General features: G+C 71.5%; 16 protein-coding genes and 1 riboswitch. Of the genes, 5 read left to right on the top strand and 11 right to left on the bottom strand.

What is annotated here, in order from left to right:
* Nucleotides 1-17: 17 nt before the first annotated feature.
* The 4 genes from JK364_RS14990 to JK364_RS14975 form a co-directional block, all read right to left on the bottom strand.
* Nucleotides 18-467, bottom strand: a complete 450-nt coding sequence (locus JK364_RS14990; protein WP_182467881.1) for an imidazolonepropionase-like domain-containing protein — start codon at nt 465-467, stop codon at nt 18-20.
* Nucleotides 467-1,666, bottom strand: a complete 1,200-nt coding sequence (mqnC, locus tag JK364_RS14985; RefSeq protein WP_201851551.1) for a cyclic dehypoxanthinyl futalosine synthase — start codon at nt 1,664-1,666, stop codon at nt 467-469. Before mqnC ends, JK364_RS14990 begins: the two co-directional genes overlap by 1 nt.
* Before the next feature lie 149 nt (nt 1,667-1,815).
* Nucleotides 1,816-3,615: a serine/threonine-protein kinase gene (locus tag JK364_RS14980; protein WP_201851549.1), complete on the bottom strand. Its 1,800-nt coding sequence runs from the start codon at nt 3,613-3,615 to the stop codon at nt 1,816-1,818.
* 80 nt (nt 3,616-3,695) lie between these two features.
* Nucleotides 3,696-4,514 (bottom strand): menaquinone biosynthetic enzyme MqnA/MqnD family protein, encoded by an 819-nt coding sequence (locus JK364_RS14975; protein WP_198277868.1) that lies wholly within the window; start codon nt 4,512-4,514, stop codon nt 3,696-3,698.
* A 395-nt stretch (nt 4,515-4,909) separates the two neighbouring features.
* Between JK364_RS14975 and JK364_RS14970 the strand changes: the two genes are divergently transcribed.
* Entirely contained in the window at nt 4,910-5,113 is a 204-nt protein-coding gene (locus tag JK364_RS14970; protein WP_030834854.1) for a cold-shock protein, read from the top strand.
* Nucleotides 5,114-5,210: 97 nt separating this feature from the next.
* Here JK364_RS14970 and JK364_RS14965 read toward each other — a convergent pair whose 3' ends face one another.
* Nucleotides 5,211-5,657, bottom strand: a complete 447-nt coding sequence (locus tag JK364_RS14965; RefSeq protein ID WP_201851547.1) for a cupin domain-containing protein — start codon at nt 5,655-5,657, stop codon at nt 5,211-5,213.
* Between the two features lie 258 nt (nt 5,658-5,915).
* Here JK364_RS14965 and JK364_RS14960 point away from each other — a divergent pair, with 258 nt between their 5' ends.
* A complete protein-coding gene (locus tag JK364_RS14960; protein WP_201851545.1) occupies nt 5,916-7,007 on the top strand; it encodes an AraC family transcriptional regulator in 1,092 nt (363 codons plus the stop codon).
* A 99-nt stretch (nt 7,008-7,106) separates the two neighbouring features.
* Nucleotides 7,107-8,276: a lipase family protein gene (locus JK364_RS14955; RefSeq protein WP_201851543.1), complete on the top strand. Its 1,170-nt coding sequence runs from the start codon at nt 7,107-7,109 to the stop codon at nt 8,274-8,276.
* A gap of 60 nt (nt 8,277-8,336) precedes the next feature.
* Here JK364_RS14955 and JK364_RS14950 read toward each other — a convergent pair whose 3' ends face one another.
* Nucleotides 8,337-8,951, bottom strand: a complete 615-nt coding sequence (locus tag JK364_RS14950) for a TetR/AcrR family transcriptional regulator (protein ID WP_201851882.1) — start codon at nt 8,949-8,951, stop codon at nt 8,337-8,339.
* Between the two features lie 222 nt (nt 8,952-9,173).
* Between JK364_RS14950 and JK364_RS14945 the strand changes: the two genes are divergently transcribed.
* Both JK364_RS14945 and JK364_RS14940 read left to right on the top strand, forming a co-directional pair.
* Nucleotides 9,174-10,190 (top strand): alpha/beta hydrolase, encoded by a 1,017-nt coding sequence (locus JK364_RS14945; protein ID WP_201851541.1) that lies wholly within the window; start codon nt 9,174-9,176, stop codon nt 10,188-10,190.
* A 7-nt stretch (nt 10,191-10,197) separates the two neighbouring features.
* A riboswitch (guanidine-III (ykkC-III) riboswitch) is annotated at nt 10,198-10,263 on the top strand.
* A 33-nt stretch (nt 10,264-10,296) separates the two neighbouring features.
* On the top strand, nt 10,297-10,617 hold the full coding sequence (locus JK364_RS14940) for a DMT family transporter (RefSeq protein WP_201851539.1): 321 nt from the start codon (nt 10,297-10,299) through the stop codon (nt 10,615-10,617).
* A gap of 64 nt (nt 10,618-10,681) precedes the next feature.
* Here JK364_RS14940 and JK364_RS14935 read toward each other — a convergent pair whose 3' ends face one another.
* The 5 genes from JK364_RS14935 to mqnE form a co-directional block, all read right to left on the bottom strand.
* The gene (locus JK364_RS14935; RefSeq protein ID WP_138914472.1) at nt 10,682-12,007 is read right to left on the bottom strand and encodes a dicarboxylate/amino acid:cation symporter; all 1,326 of its coding nucleotides are present in this window, start codon (nt 12,005-12,007) and stop codon (nt 10,682-10,684) included.
* Nucleotides 12,008-12,361: 354 nt separating this feature from the next.
* Nucleotides 12,362-12,628 carry a DUF4229 domain-containing protein gene (locus JK364_RS14930; protein WP_201851881.1) on the bottom strand — a complete coding sequence of 89 codons (267 nt, stop codon included), beginning with the start codon at nt 12,626-12,628 and terminating at the stop codon, nt 12,362-12,364.
* Between the two features lie 123 nt (nt 12,629-12,751).
* Entirely contained in the window at nt 12,752-13,276 is a 525-nt protein-coding gene (locus tag JK364_RS14925) for a GNAT family N-acetyltransferase (protein ID WP_201851537.1), read from the bottom strand.
* Nucleotides 13,277-13,371: 95 nt separating this feature from the next.
* Nucleotides 13,372-14,031, bottom strand: coding sequence for a UdgX family uracil-DNA binding protein (locus tag JK364_RS14920; protein ID WP_201851535.1), 660 nt, complete (start codon nt 14,029-14,031; stop codon nt 13,372-13,374).
* A gap of 81 nt (nt 14,032-14,112) precedes the next feature.
* Nucleotides 14,113-15,291: an aminofutalosine synthase MqnE gene (gene mqnE, locus JK364_RS14915; protein WP_201851534.1), complete on the bottom strand. Its 1,179-nt coding sequence runs from the start codon at nt 15,289-15,291 to the stop codon at nt 14,113-14,115.
* Between the last annotated feature and the right edge of the window lie 20 nt (nt 15,292-15,311).

Genomic DNA, 15,311 nt, shown 5'->3' with positions numbered 1-15,311 from the left:
CCGGGGCCCGGCGTGCCTCAGCGGCGCCGGTGCACCAGCCGCCCCGCCACCACGGTGGCCAGGCAGGCGCCGTCCGCGTCGAAGACGGCCAGGTCGGCGCGGCCCGCCGGGGCGAGGGCGGGCGGGCGCGGCCGGTCCAGGACGGCGATGCCGCCCCGGTGGGCGGCCGCGCGCAGCTCGGCGTCGCCGAGGTGGTGGGCGAGGACGGCGGTCGCGCCCCGCCGCAGCAGGGCGTGGATCCGCTCCCGCGGGCTGGGCGCGTCCGGCACCGGGCCCTCGTGGACCAGGGCCGGGCCGAGCTCCCCGGGCCACTCCCGCACCCGGGCCCGCGGATAGGTCTCGCGCAGCTCCGCCAGGGGGCCGATGGCCGCGATGCGGTCGCCGTCGACCGCGACGGCGGCGTCGTGCAGCGGCGCCGCGTCGCCGGGGGTGACCCGGACGACGGGCGCCGCGTGGAGCGTGAGCATCAGGACGCCTGGATCACCGTCAGCTCGGGGTGGGCGGTGCCACCCTCGATCGCCGTCGAGGACAGGTGCGAGACGACGTGGTCGTCGACCGGGTCGTTCGCCGGGTCGTCGTGCACCACCAGGTGCTCGTACGTCGTGGCGCGCTGCGCGGGGATCCGTCCGGCGGCGCGGATGAGGTGGAGCAGCTCCATCCGGTTGGACCGGTGGCGGGCGCCCGCCGAGGAGACCACGTTCTCCTCCAGCATCACCGAGCCGAGGTCGTCCGCCCCGTAGTGCAGGGCCAGCTGGCCGGCCTCCTTGCCGACGGTCAGCCAGGAGCCCTGGATGTGCGCCACGTTGTCGAGGAAGAGCCTGGCGATGGCGATCATCCGCAGGTACTCGAAGACGGTGGCCTGCGTCTGGCCCTTCAGATGGTTGTTCTCGGGCTGGTAGGTGTACGGGATGAAGGCGCGGAAGCCGCCCGTCCGGTCCTGTACGTCGCGGATCATGCGGATGTGCTCGATCCGCTCGGCGTTGGTCTCGCCGGTGCCCATCAGCATGGTGGAGGTGGACTCCACACCGAGGTTGTGGGCGATCTCCATGATCTCCAGCCAGCGCTCACCGGACTCCTTCAGCGGCGCGATCGCCTTGCGCGGCCGCTCGGGCAGCAGCTCGGCGCCCGCGCCCGCGAAGGAGTCGAGACCGGCCGCGTGGATGCGGCGGATGGCCTCCTCGGCCGAGACGCCCGAGATCCGCGCCATGTGGTCGACCTCGGACGCCCCCAGCGAGTGGATCACCAGCTGCGGGAACGCCTGCTTGATCGCCGAGAAGTGCTTCTCGTAGTACTCCACCCCGTAGTCCGGGTGGTGGCCGCCCTGGAACATGATCTGCGTGCCGCCCAGCTCGACGGTCTCCGCGCAGCGGCGCAGGATGTCGTCGAGGTCGCGGGTCCAGCCCTTCGCGGTGTCCTTCGGAGGGGCGTAGAAGGCGCAGAACTTGCACGCCGTCACGCAGACGTTGGTGTAGTTGATGTTCCGTTCGATGATGTACGTCGCGATGTGCTCGGTGCCCGCGTAGCGACGGCGCCGGACCGCGTCGGCCGCGGCCCCCAGTGCGTGCAGCGGAGCCGAGCGGTAAAGGTCGAGCGCCTCTTGCGGGGTGATCCGACCCCCGTCGGCGGCGCGGTCGAGGAGTGCCTGCACCTCTGCGTTTGCGGTCACCGGGGCGTACCTTTCGGTGGTTTATGGGTGGACCGACCCAGCCTACGCCAGGGCCTGTACGCCCGTACGAGTACGTGTCAGGCACACCTGTAACCCCTGTTACCCGCGGCACCCGTCGCTCTGTACCCGCCGCACCCGTCGCTCCGCGCTCATTTGAGCTTGCGGAGGGTGCCCGTCGGATCACCCGCCTGTTTGTCCTTCGCCTTGTAGCTGATCGTCCCGTCGGAGGTCAGGATGAACTGCTCGTCCGTCGAGGCGTCGCTGCACCCCTGCTGGGGCTCGGAGCCCTTGAGGCGCGCGTCGAGGTGGAGTTGTTTCGGGGCCGCCGAGACCAGCTTCCAGGTGCTGTCGCAGCGCAGCACCGACAGCTTGACCCGGCCACTGGCGACGTCCTGCCCGGTGCGCCCCTGCCGGAAGGTGATGGTCAGGGTGCCCACCGGGATGCCCGAGTCGGAGGTCAGATCGCCCTGCCAGGTGCCGATGAACTTCTTGGGCACATCGCCCTTTTCGGAGCCGGTGTCCCCGGCTCCCGGCTCCTGTTCCGTGGCGGACGGACGGGGATTGCTGCCGGCGTTCTGGTCGGCACTGTCGTCGGAGCCGCCGGGGAGCACCCGGAAGAGCACGGCGGCGGTCGTCGCGGCGGCCAGCGCGCCCGCGACGGACAGCACCAGCGTGCAGCTCAGCGCCTTGGGGCGCTTCTTACCGCCGACGGCGGCGGAGAGCGAGACACTGCGGCCGCCGCCCGGCCTCGACGACGGCGGGGCGGGGAGCGGATGGGCGGCGGACTGGTCCTTCCCCCGCGGCCCGCCGACGTACGACGGGTCGGGCGGGCCGAAGGCGCCCAGCACGGGCGCCGCCGGGGCCGGGCCCAGGGCCGGGGTGGGCGGCGGGGTCGGGCGGTCCTCGGCGGACGGTGCGGCGTCGGAGCGCCCGGCGGCGGGCGACTCCACGACGGACGGCCCGGCGGCGGGCGATGCCGTGATGGACGGCCCGGCGGCGGACGGCCGGGCATCGGACGGCTCGGGCGCGGACGGCGGGGCCACGGCCTCCGCCTCCAGGTCGAGCAGCTCCACCACCTGCCGGCTCACCCGCTCGACCAGCGCCCCCGGCAGCCAGCCCGGCCGCGCCAGCCCCGAGGCGCCGTCCTCCGGGGCGAGGCGCCGCACGATCTGCTCGGGGGTGGGGCGGTCGGCCGGGTTCTTGGCGAGGCACGCGGCGACCAGATCGCGCAGCTCCCCGGTCAGTTCGCGGCCGAACCGGGGCTCGTCGTGCACCACCTTGTACAGCAGCGCGGCCGAGGTGTCGCCCGGGAACGGCGGTTCACCGGTCGCCGCGTACGCCAGCACCGCGCCGAGCGAGAAGACATCGGCCGCGCCCTCGACGTTCTCGCCCAGGATCTGCTCGGGCGCCATATAGCCGGGCGAGCCGATGGAGGCGCCGGTCGAGGTCAGCGACACCGTGCCCTCGGTGGCCCGGGCGATGCCGAAGTCGATCAGCCGCGGACCGTCGAGCGCGAGCAGCACATTGGACGGCTTGACGTCACGGTGGACCAGGCCGAGGGCGTGCACCGCGGCCAGCGCCTCGGCGAGCCCCGCGCCCAGCGCCCGCACCGACGACTCGGGCAGCGGCCCCTCGTCGGACACGGCCTGGTTGAGCGGAGGGCCCGCCACATAGCCGGTGGCCACCCACGGAATGCGTGCTTCCGGGTCGGCGTCCAGGACCGGCGCGGTGAAGGCACCGCCGACCCGGCGCGCGGCGTCGACCTCGCGCCGGAAACGGGCGCGGAACTCCTCGTCCAGCGCGTAATGGGCGTGCACGACCTTCACCGCGACCGTGCGCCCGCCCGCGCTGCGGCCCACAAAAACCCGGCCCATACCGCCCGAACCGAGCCGACCGAGCAGCCGATAGGCGCCGATGACCTGCGGATCGTCCGCTCCCAGCGGATCCATCGCGTTGCCTCCCCCTGCGTGCGCCGGTCCAGCTTAGGGGGTGTTACGGCCATCCACCGCAGGTCGTGCGGTCGGGAAGGTCAGCTCAGCAGCTCGACCCGGACGTCCGCGGGGTATCCGGTCGTCGGCCCCGTACGGCGGGCGAACTCCGCGATGCCCTCCAACTGCGCCTGGCCGAGGCTGAAGTCGAGGGTGGTGAAGTAGCGCTCCAGCACCGACGCCTCGAGCTGCTCCCAGCGCGCCGCCTGCTCGGCGACCTTGCCGACCTCCTCCAGGGAGAGGTTCCGCGAGGACAGGAACGCCTCGTGGACCTGCCGGACGATCTCCGGCTCCCGCTCCAGATACTCGCGGCGGGCGGCCCACACCGCGAAGACGAAGGGGAGTCCGGTCCACTCCTTCCACATCTGGCCCAGATCGTGGACCCGCAGTCCCAGCCGGGGCGCGTCATGGAGATTGGCCCGCAGCGCGGCATCGCCGATCAGCACCGCCGCCTCGGCCTCCTGCATCATCAGGCTGAGGTCGGGCGGGCAGGTGTAGTAGTCGGGGGCGAGTCCGTACCGCTCGGCGAGCAGCAGTTGGGCCAGGCGTACGGAGGTGCGCGAGGCGGAACCGAGTGCGACGCGCGCCCCGTTCAGCTGCTCCAGCGGCAGCTGCGAGACGATCACGCAGGACATGACGGGCCCGTCACAGCCCACCGCGATGTCCGGGAGCGCGACGAGATCGTCGGCATTGCGCAGATACTCCACCAGGCTGATCGGGCCGATGTCGAGATCGCCGCGGACCAGCAGGTCGTTCAGGGCGTCGGGAGATGCCTTGGTGAGGTCGAAATCCAGGAGGGATCCGGTCCTGGCGAGGCCCCAGTACAACGGCATGCAATTGAGGTACTGGATGTGCCCCACTTTTGGCCGACTCAGCCGATGGCCGCCGGGCGGTCTGAGGCTTTCCGAGGCGTCCTGTGTACTCCGCGAGGGGGAACTCGGTGAATTGTCCACGTCTCGGAGGCTAGCCCCGCTCGCCCCGGGTAATGGCGGCGGGGTGCTCCGCCGGCCTTGTGCTGACTGGCGCGTAAGCGCTCGACCTGCGATCTTATCCACCTCAGAGGCCCGGGAAACCCCTCGTTTTCGTGATCTTCGGCTCTTTCCTCGCGCACACGGAGCGTGCTAGGCTCGCCGCAAGTTGCAGTTTGGTTTCCTTGCAGTACAGAGCCTGCGGAGCATGTAACCGCAGGCTTTTGTAGTTTTCAGACTTCTTGCAGGTTCTGGAGCAGGGCAACCCTTTGGCCCAAGGAGGGCTTATGGCTACCGGAACCGTCAAGTGGTTCAACGCCGAGAAGGGCTTCGGCTTCATCGCCCAAGACGGCGGCGGCCCCGATGTCTTCGTTCACTACTCCGCGATCAACGCGACCGGCTTCCGTTCTCTTGAGGAGAACCAGGCCGTGACCTTCGACGTCACTCAGGGCCCGAAGGGTCCGCAGGCGGAGAACGTCAGCGCCGTCTGATCAAGCAGCACCACCCAAGGAGCCCTGCTCCCCGCCTGGCGGGGAGGCGGGGCTCCTGCCTTTTGTGCCTTTTGGGGCCCGTTCCGGGGATGGACGGTCAGTCCTCCAGCAGCCGGAAGTCGGCGAAGTCGAATCCCGGCGAGACCACACAACTCACCAGGACCTCCTCGTCCGTCTCCGGACGGGCCGCCTGCCAGACGCCCGGCGGGATGACGATCTGAGGGCGCTGGCCGGAGGCGACATCGGGGCCCAGGAGCACCTCCGTCGGGGCCGCCTCCGGGGTGTCGCCCGTACCGCCGAGCCGGAGCCGCAGCGGGCCGCCGCTGTGCCACAGCCACAACTCGACCGAGCGCACCACATGCCAGCGGGACTCCTCACCGGGAGTCAGCAGGAAGTAGATCGCCGTGGCGGTCGCGCGCTCGCCGTCGTACCCCGGTGGCCGCACCGTGACATCGCTGCGCCAGGTCTCCCGGTACCAGCCGCCCTCGGGATGGGGCTCGAGACCGAGCCATTCGGCCGTCGCGGGCCGTCGGGTCGTGGCCATGTCGTTCCCCGCTCTCACACGTCCGTCCGGGCCCGTCGAGGATAGCCCGTAGGCCGCACGCCCTTCTCAAGACGCTCACGCCGCCCCTGTCTCAAGGCACTCACGCCGCCGCTGTCTCAAGGCACTCACGCCGCCACTGTCCCAAGACGCTCACGCCGTCCCTGAAGCGCTCATGTCGTCCTTACGGCGCTCACGGCGTGTAGGGGGCCCGCGACGCACCGCTGACGCGGCGTGCCCGCTCGGGCTACGGTTTTGACCATGGGGCACGGGCGGCGGACGGTGACGGTGCACCATGTGCGGGCCGCGCTGCGCGGTGCGCAGCGGCTCGGCCTCGATACCGTCCCGCTGCTGCAGCGGGCCCGGATACCCCCGCTGCTGCTGACCGACGACCGCGCCCGCGTCTCCCCCGAGCAGTTCGCCCGGCTGGTGCGCGCCCTGCACCGGGCCACGGAGGACGAGTTCCTGGGGCTGGGGACCATCCGCAGCCGGCCCGGCACCTTCGCGATGATGTGCTACGCCTCACTGGGCTGCCCCGACCTCGGCACGGCGGTGGAACGCGGCGCCCGCTTCTACCGGCTCTTCCCCGGCGGCCCCAATCTGGCCCTGGAGCACGGCGCGGGCCGGGGCCCGGAGGCGGTGTTCGCCCTGCGCGGCGGGCTGGGACCGCATGAGGACGCCCTTACGGCGGCCGAGAGCCATATCGTCGCCGAATGGCTCATGCTCATCTGGCACCGGGTCGCGGGCTGGCTGATCGGGCGCCGGATCCCGCTGCTGTGGGCCCAGTTCGCGTACCCCCCGCCCCCGTACGCCGAGGACTACGAGCCGCTCTTCGGCTGCCCGCCCCGCTTCGGGGCACCGCGCACCGCGGCCGGTTTCGACCGCCGCTGGCTGACCGCCCCCGTCGTCCAGGACGAGTCCACGCTCCAGACGCTGCTGCGGCACGCGCCCGCCGGGCTGCTCAGCCGCCGCGACTACGGGACGACCGTCGCCGAGCAGGTGCGGCACGCGCTCACCGGCGCGCTGCGGACGCGCGGCGGCCCGGCCGACGCGCCACGTGCCCGGCACACCGCGCGGCTCCCGGAGTTGCCCGAGGTCGCCGCCCGGCTGGCGGTCAGCCCGGCGACGCTGCGGCGGCGGCTGCGCGAGGAGGGCACGTCCTTCCAGGAGCTGAAGGACACCGTGCGGCGTGACGAGGCGGTCAGCAGCCTGGCCGAGGGGGTCGAGCCCATCGCCGATCTGGCCTTACGGCTGGGCTTCTCCGAGGACACGGCGTTCCACCGGGCGTTCCGGCGCTGGACCGGGACAACACCGGGCGCATACCGACATGAGACGTGGAGTCAGCACATCTGAGCGCCGCGGTCAGCCACAGACGCCCCGCTCGTCCCTACGGTCCTCGCAGAGCGATTCAGCATCGCCAAGGCGCACCGCCCGCACCGTTGGGAGAGCCGTATGCGCATCCGCACCACCGTGCTCGCCGGCCTCGCCGCCCTCGCCCTGACCTCGGCACTGCCCGCCGCCCCGGCCGCCGCCGCATCGGGCGCCCCGGCCTCCGGCACCGGCAGACCCGGCGACATCGTCACCTCCTCCCCCACCGCCTTCCGCACCCAGCCCGGAGTGCCGACCGCCACCAAGGCATGGCACATCACCTACCGCTCCACCACCGCCACCGGCCGCCCCGACGTCGTCTCCGGCACGGTCCTCGTCCCCGACGACGGCAAGCAGGGCTCCCGGCCTCTCCTCACCTGGGGCATCGGCGCCGTGGGCCTCGCCGACGACTGCGCGATGTCCGGCCGGTTCCCGCGCGGCACCTCGAGCGAGGCCCAGCTGATCGACCTCGCGCTGCGCCGCGGCTGGGCCGTGGCCGTCAGCGACTACGAGGGCCTGGGCACCCCGGACGACCACACCTATACGGCCGGGCGGTCCGAGGGCCATGCCGTCCTGGACGCGGCGCGCGCCGCCCAGCGGCTTCCGGAGGCCGGGCTCTCACCGGACGCGCCCGTGGGCATCATGGGCTACTCCCAGGGCGGCCAGGCGGCCGGCTGGGCCGCCGAACTGCATGCCTCGTACGCCCCCGAGCTGCGGCTGAAGGGCACGGTCGCCGGAGGCGTGCCCGCCGACCTCGCCACGACGCTGGAGTACAACGACGGCGGACCGGGCGCCGGGCTCGCCCTTATGGCGCTCACCGGACAGGACGCGGCCTTCCCCGCGCTGCGGCTCGACTCGTACCTCAACGACCGGGGCCGCGGCTATGTGGACTTCATGAAGCGGAACTGCCTGGCGCTCAGCACCATCGGCGGGCTCTTCCAGCACAGGTCCGAGGTGACCGTAAGGGACCCATTGGCCAGTCCGGCCTGGCAACTCGCGCTGCGCGGCTCCTTCTTGGGCACCCGCTCCCCCGATCACCCCGTCTACCTCTACCAGGGCGTGGTGGACGAGCTGATCCCGTACCGGGTCGGCGCGGCGCTGCGCGACCGCTGGTGCGCCCGGGGCGTGCCGGTGGAGTGGACGGACTATCCGCTGGACCATGTCACCACGGCGATCACCGGGATACCGGCGGCCCTGGAGTGGATGGCCGGACGGCTTGCGGACGAGCCGACGCGGGGCAACTGCGCCGCGTGAGGCCCGGCTGACGCGCGCCACGTGAGGCCCGGCTGACGCCGTACGACGTCGCCCTGCTCGTCAGCCGACCCGCTCGGGCGACCACCCCTGCCCCTGGAGCAGATTCCCCAGCCCGGCCCAGGCGAAGTTCATCAGGGTGGCCGCGGCCTCCTTGGCCGACGGCCCACCCGCTCGCCCGTCCGCCGTCCAGTCCGCGAGCGACTCGGCCGCGCCCACCAGCGCGAGCGCGAGCCCGGACACCTCGGTGCCCGCGAGGGTCCGGGCGCGCGCCCCTCCGCGTGCCCGCTCCCGCGCCGCCGCGCCTATCAGCTGCGTCACGAACTCAACGATCTCCGCCCGCATCGCGACCACTTCACGGGCGAAGGACCGCCCCTGCGTACGGGCCTGCACATGCAACAGCGTCCAGCCGTCGGGATGTTCGGCCGTGTGCGCGAAGAAGCCGCTCAGCCCGCTCCACAACTGCCGGTCGGCGGGCGCGTCCCGCTCCACGGCGGCCCGGATCGCGGTCACCAGCGCCGCGGCCTCCCGCCGTATGCACGCCGTGAACAGCTCGTCCTTGGAGTTGAGATAGAGATAGACCAGCGGTTTGGAGACCCCGGCCAACTCGGCGATGTCGTCCATCGAGGCGTTCTGATAGCCGCTGCGCGCGAAGGCCCGCACCCCCGCGTCCAGCATCTGCTGCTCCCGCACCGCCCGTGGCACGCGCTTGCTCCCCGTCGCCCCGCCCACGCAGGCCGCCCCCTTCGATCGTGCCCCCGCACACATACCGCAGACAAGCCTACGTGGGACCGCTGTCAGCGCTCTTGCCACGGCAGCCCGACGACATCAAAGTTTCAACTGACCACGCACCGTGCCCCGTTCAGCTCCGTAACGCAGTGCCGCGAAGGAGAACGAACGATGCCGAACCGCCGTCGCACGCTCGCCGCGCTGACCGCGCTGGCCGCCGCACCGCTCCTCCCCGCCCGCGCGGAAGCCCGTTCCCCGGAGCCCGGCTCCTCGAAGGCCCGCTCCCCACAAGCCCCTGCCGGACGCGGAGGGCCCGCCCGCGCACGCCTCGTCGCCGCGGAGCGCGTCGACGAGCGCGTCCTGGACCTGACGATCGACTCCCCCGCCCTGGGCCGCGAGGGCCACGCCCGCGTCCTCCTCCCCACCGGCTACGACCGCCGACCCCACCACCGCTGGCCCGTGCTCTACCTGCTCCACGGCTGCTGCGACCCGGGCCCCGGCTGGGAGGCCTGGACCCGCAACACCGATGTCGAGGGCATCACCGCCGCCACCCCGGCCCTGATCGTCTCCCCCGAGGGCGGTCCCGCCGGCTTCTATTCCAACTGGTGGAACGGCGGTCACTACGGCCCGCCCGCCTGGGAGACCTTCCACCTGGCCGAGCTGCGGCCCCTGCTGGAGCGCGCCCTGCGGGCCAACGGCCGCCGGGCGATCGCCGGTCTGTCCATGGGCGGCTTCGGTGCCCTCTCCTACGCCGCCCGCCACCCCCGCCTCTTCCGCGCGGCGGCCTCCTTCAGCGGGGTCATCCACACCACCCTGGACCCCACGGGCATTCAGAACATCCTTACGGGCCAGGGCGCCGACCCGACGGCCCTGTGGGGAGACCCCGCCGCCCAGTCCGCGCTCTGGGACGCCCACAACCCGTACGCCCTCATCCCCCGGCTCCCCCGCGGCTACCCGCTCTACGTCGCCTGCGGCAACGGCACCCCCGGCCCACTCGACCCGCCGGGCCGCCCCGAGGACGCCCTGGAGCGCGGCCTCGGCGAGATGGCCCAGCGCTATGTACGCCGCGCCGACGCCCACGGCCTGGCCGTCACCGCCCACCTCTACGGCCCCGGCACCCACACCTGGCCCTACTGGGAACGCGAACTCACCCGCGCCCTCCCCCTGCTCACCGCCCGCCTCGTCTGACGCGGGAGGTTTGCTACGGTCGGGAGGAACCCGACGAGACGCGCCGTACCGGGACCCGCAAAGACGACGCACCCCCGTAATCGAGAGACTTCACGGAGGTGCCGTCATGGCATGGGTCCTGCTGCTCACGGCCGGGCTGTTCGAGATCTGCTGGTCGATCGGCATGAAGCTGAGCGACGGCTTCACCCGGCTGTGGCCCACTGTGTTCACCGTCGCCGGTCTGATCGTGAGCATGGGGCTGCTGAGCGTGGCGGTGAAGAGCCTGCCCATCGGCACGGCCTACGGCGTCTGGGTCGGCATCGGCGCGGTCGGCACCGCCCTGCTGGGCATGCTCCTCTTCCACGAACCGGTCACCCCGGCCCGGATCTTCTTCCTGCTGTTGCTGGTGGTGGCCATCGTGGGCCTGGAGGCCACGGCGGGCGAGTGAACAGCACGGTGCCCCCGGACCTCTCGGCGGATTCCGGGGGCACCGTGCTGTCGCTCGGCAGGTGTTACGCGGCGGCCAGCTGGGGTTCCGGCTCGTCGCGGTCGTCCAGCGGGGAGGCGCTGGCGTGGGCGTAGGCCTCGTGGTCGAGGATCTTCTCGCGGGCCGAGACGATCACCGGTATCAGCGACTGCCCGGCCACGTTGGTGGCGGTCCTCATCATGTCCAGGACCGGGTCGATGGCCATCAGCAGGCCGACGCCCTCGAGGGGGAGCCCCAGGGTGGAGAGGGTCAGCGTCAGCATGACCGTGGCGCCCGTAAGGCCGGCGGTGGCGGCGGAGCCGATCACCGAGACGAAGGCGATCAGGAGGTAGTCGCCGACGCCGAGGTTCACGTCGAAGATCTGGGCGATGAAGATCGCGGCGATCGCCGGGTAGATCGAGGCGCAGCCGTCCATCTTCGTCGTCGAGCCGAAGGGCACCGCGAAGGAGGCGTACTCCTTGGGGACGCCCAGCCGCTCGGTGACCTTCTGGGTCAGCGGCATGGTGCCGACCGAGGAGCGGGAGACGAAGGCGAGCTGGATGGCGGGCCAGGCGCCCTTGAAGAAGTTCAGGGGGTTGACCTTGGCGACCGTCGCGAGCAGCAGCGGGTAGACGCCGAACATCACCAGCGCGCAGCCGATGTAGATGTCGGCGGTGAAGGTCGCGTACTTGCCGATCAGGTTCCAGCCGTAGTCGGCGATGGCGGTGCCGATGAGGCCCAGGGTGCCCAGCGGGGCGAGGCGGATGACCCACCACAGGGCCTTCTGGAGCAGTTCGAGCACCGACTGGCTCAGGGTGAGGATCGGCTGGGCCTTCTCGCCGAGCTGGAGGGCGGCGACGCCCGCGACGGCGGCGATGAAGACGATCTGGAGGACGTTCAGCTCGGTGAACGGGGTGATGACGTCCGTCGGCACGATGCCGGTGAGGAAGTCCAGCCAGGAGCCCGCGTGGTCGGGCTTGGCGCCGTCCTTGGGGGTCAGGTCGGTCCCGGCGCCCGGGTTGGTGAGCAGGCCGATCGCCAGGCCGATGGCGACGGCGATGAGCGAGGTGGCCATGAACCACAGCAGGGTGCGGGTCGCCAGCCGGGCGGCGTTGTTGACGTTCCGCAGATTGGTGATCGAGATCAGGATCGCGAAGAACACCAGCGGGGCGACGGCCAGCTTCAGCAGCTGGACGAAGATGGTGCCGATCTTGTCGAGCGTGGTGACCAGCCAGCCGACATCACCACTGCGGGCGATCCAGCCGAGTACCACACCGAGGACGAGGCCCAGCAGGATCTGCGCCCAGAAGGGCACCTTGGGCAGGCGGAAGGACGACGACCCCTGGGGGGACGCCTTGAGGGCGGACGACAACGGACACACTCCGGTGGAGGTAAGAGGGGGAGAAAGCCAGGAGTCCGTACGGGATCTCCGGCCGCTGTGCGCGAGATGGATCAGCGGCGACGACAGGCCGCGGACAGACAGCGGCAAAGATCGATGTGCAGGCGCGCCACGAGCGGAACGCTCGCTGCGATGTGGGGCGCGGCTGCTGTCTTCATGACAAGTACGTTAACACCGCCGCTTTGGGGAACCCAAAGGAATTCTTTGACTTCTGGAGGCGTCCGAGCGGCGAAGAGACATCAACGCCCCTTGTGCCGACGGAAGCTGGCACAGGGGGCGTTGCTGGAGTGAGGCGGGTGTGTGAGGAGGGTTACAGCCCAGCGCCGGTCAGACGCCGTCCTCCTGGCTCTGGTTCGCCGCCAGCCGCTCCTTGGCGCGGTCCACCTTCTCGGCGACCTGGACGGCCACGGCGTCCCGCTGCTTGCGCAGCGTCACCCAGCTGAGCGGCGCGGAGACGACCAGGGCGAGCAGCGCCACCCAGAAGAGGTTGGAGTCGCCGAGGCCGGAGGGCAGCACCCGGAAGGAGACCAGGCCCCAGATGGCCAGGAACGAGCCGACGAAGATTCCCAGGCGCATGAGGGTGTAGCGGAACATGGCACTCGGCGTGAAGGACACGACTCGTCCTCTCTCCTGGGAGTTCGGCTGGTCTGCCGGAGTTCGTCCGGGGGGTTCTGCCGGGAAAGGCTGTCCTCCCAGTGAACCACGGCCGGTTTCTGATCAATTCAGCGGCAGCCACATGGTGACGTCGTCCCGGAAGTCGTCGTCCCCGACCTTGATCGCGCCGGGCACCCGCCCGACCTCCTTGTAGCCGCAGCGCTCGTAGAAGCGGTCCGCCCCGGTGCCGCCGCGACAGGTGAGCCGTATCCCCTGGATGCCGTCCATATCGCGCGCGGCGTCCTCGGCGGCCGCCATAAGGGCGCGGCCAAGTCCATTGCCCTGGTGGGAGGGGTGCACCATCACGGTGTAGAGCCAGCACCAGTGGCGCATCAGCCGGTGGGTGTTGAAGGTGAAGAAGGCGGTGGCGGCCACGGCGCCGTCCGCACCGCGGCCGATCAGCAGACGGGTCCGGCCCTCCGTCATCGCGGCGAGGTGCTTGAGCAGCTCCGGGCGTATGTCGTCCTTGGCCACAGGCGGTACGAAACCGACGGCGCCGCCCGCGTTCGAGACGTCGGCCCAGAGGGTGCAGACGGAATCGAGCAGCTCAGGGGTGGTCTCGGGGTCGAGTTCAAAGCGCAGGGACATGCGATCGACGATACCCATGGGCTCTGACAGCCCCGCGCCTCCGGCCCCGTGCGCGACAGCCGCCGGCCGACCCCCGTACGCGGCCGCGGCCGGGCTCAGCCCAGCGCCGCCACCGCGACCCTCAGATCGGCCACCAGCCCCTCGTACGCCGCCTCCCGGTCATCGGCCCGCAGCACCGCGGAGGGATGGATCGTGGGGACGATCAGGGCGCCGCGTGCCGGTCCCGACGGGTCGCCCGCCAGCCGCGTGCCGCGCCGCTCGGTCACCCGGAACGACGGGCCCAGCAGCGCCTTCCCCGCCGTGGCGCCGAGCGCCACGACCACCTCGGGCTCGATCAGCTCCAGCTCGGCCTCCAGCCAGGGCCCGCAGGCGGAGAGCTCACGCAGGCTGGGCGGCTTGTGGATGCGCCGCTTGCCGCGCTCGGGGACGTGGGTGAACTTGAAGTGCTTGACCGCGTTGGTGATGTACGTCTCGTCCGGGTTGATCCCGGCCTCGTCCAGGGCCCGGCCGAGGACCTTGCCCGCCGGGCCCACGAAGGGCTTGCCCTGCCGGTCCTCCTGGTCGCCCGGCTGCTCGCCGACGAGCACGACCCGGGCGTCCGGATCCCCGGCGCCGAAGACGGTCTGTGTGGTGTCGCGGTGCAGCGGGCAGCCGTGGCATCCGGCCGCCGCCTCCCGGAGCGCGCCCAGGTCGGCGCCCTCCGGGACGAAGGGGGCGGCGGTGTACGCGTCCTCGGGACTCTTCGTACCGGCCATGGCCCCCGAGTGCCCCGCCCGGCGGCCGTCAGACAGCGGCCGCCGGGCGGAGGGCGATACGGGTCACACCGGCCGTACGGATCACACCCGCATCGGCTGCGGGGTCTCGCGGCGGGCCGGGTCCGGGCCCTCGAACTCGCGGATGACCTCGTAGCGGGTGTTCCGCTCCACCGGCCGGAACCCGGCGTCCCGGATCAGGTCGAGCAGATCGTCACGGGTGAGCTTGTTGGGCGTCCCGTAGGCGTCGGCGTCGTGGGTGATCTTGTACTCGACGACCGACCCGTCCATGTCGTCCGCGCCGTGGTTGAGCGCGAGCTGCGCGGTCTGCACGCCGTGCATCACCCAGAAGACCTTGACGTGCGGCACGTTGTCGAAGAGCAGCCGCGAGACCGCGAAGGTCTTCAGGGCCTCCGCGCCGGTGGCCATGGTGGTGCGGGCCTGAAGGCGGTTGCGGATCTTGCCGTCCTTCATGTCCACGAAGTCGTGCTGGTAGCGCAGCGGGATGAAGACCTGGAAGCCGCCGGTCTCGTCCTGGAGCTCACGCAGGCGCAGCACGTGGTCCACCCGGTGGCGGGGCTCCTCGATATGCCCGTAGAGCATCGTGCAGGGCGTCTTGAGCCCCTTCTCGTGCGCCAGCCGGTGGATGCGCGACCAGTCCTCCCAGTGGGTCTCGTGGTCGACGATGTGCTGCCGGATCTCCCAGTCGAAGATCTCGGCGCCGCCGCCGGTGAGCGACTCCAGTCCGGCGTCGATCAGCTCGTCGAGGATCTCGGAGGCCGGCATTCCGGAGATCTTCTCGAAGTGGTGGATCTCGGTGGCGGTGAACGCCTTGAGGGAGACCTGCGGAAGGGCCTCCTTGAGCGCCTTGAGCGACCGCGGGTAGTAGCGCCAGGGCAGGGTCGGGTGCAGGCCGTTGACGATGTGGAGCTCGGTGAGGTTCTCGTTCTCCATCGCCTTGGCGAGGCGGACGGCCTCCTCGATGCGCATCGTGTAGGCGTCCTTCTCGCCGGGCTTGCGCTGGAAGGAGCAGTACGCGCAGGACGCGGTGCACACGTTCGTCATGTTGAGGTGGCGGTTGACGTTGAAGTGCACGACGTCGCCGTTCTTACGGGTGCGCACCTCATGGGCGAGACCGCCCAGCCAGGCCAGATCGTCGGACTCGTAAAGGGCGATGCCGTCCTCCCGCGAGAGCCGCTCGCCCGCGCGGACCTTCTGCTCCAACTCCCTCTTGAAACCCGCGTCGTGTGTGGTCCCCGTCACCCCGGTCGCCTCCCAATACG

It is taken from the genome of Streptomyces endocoffeicus, from assembly GCF_016741935.1.
Classification (GTDB): Bacteria; Actinomycetota; Actinomycetes; order Streptomycetales; family Streptomycetaceae; genus Streptomyces; species Streptomyces endocoffeicus.
The sequence above is the reverse complement of the archived record's forward strand: the minus strand, read 5'-3'. Positions and strand labels throughout refer to the sequence as shown.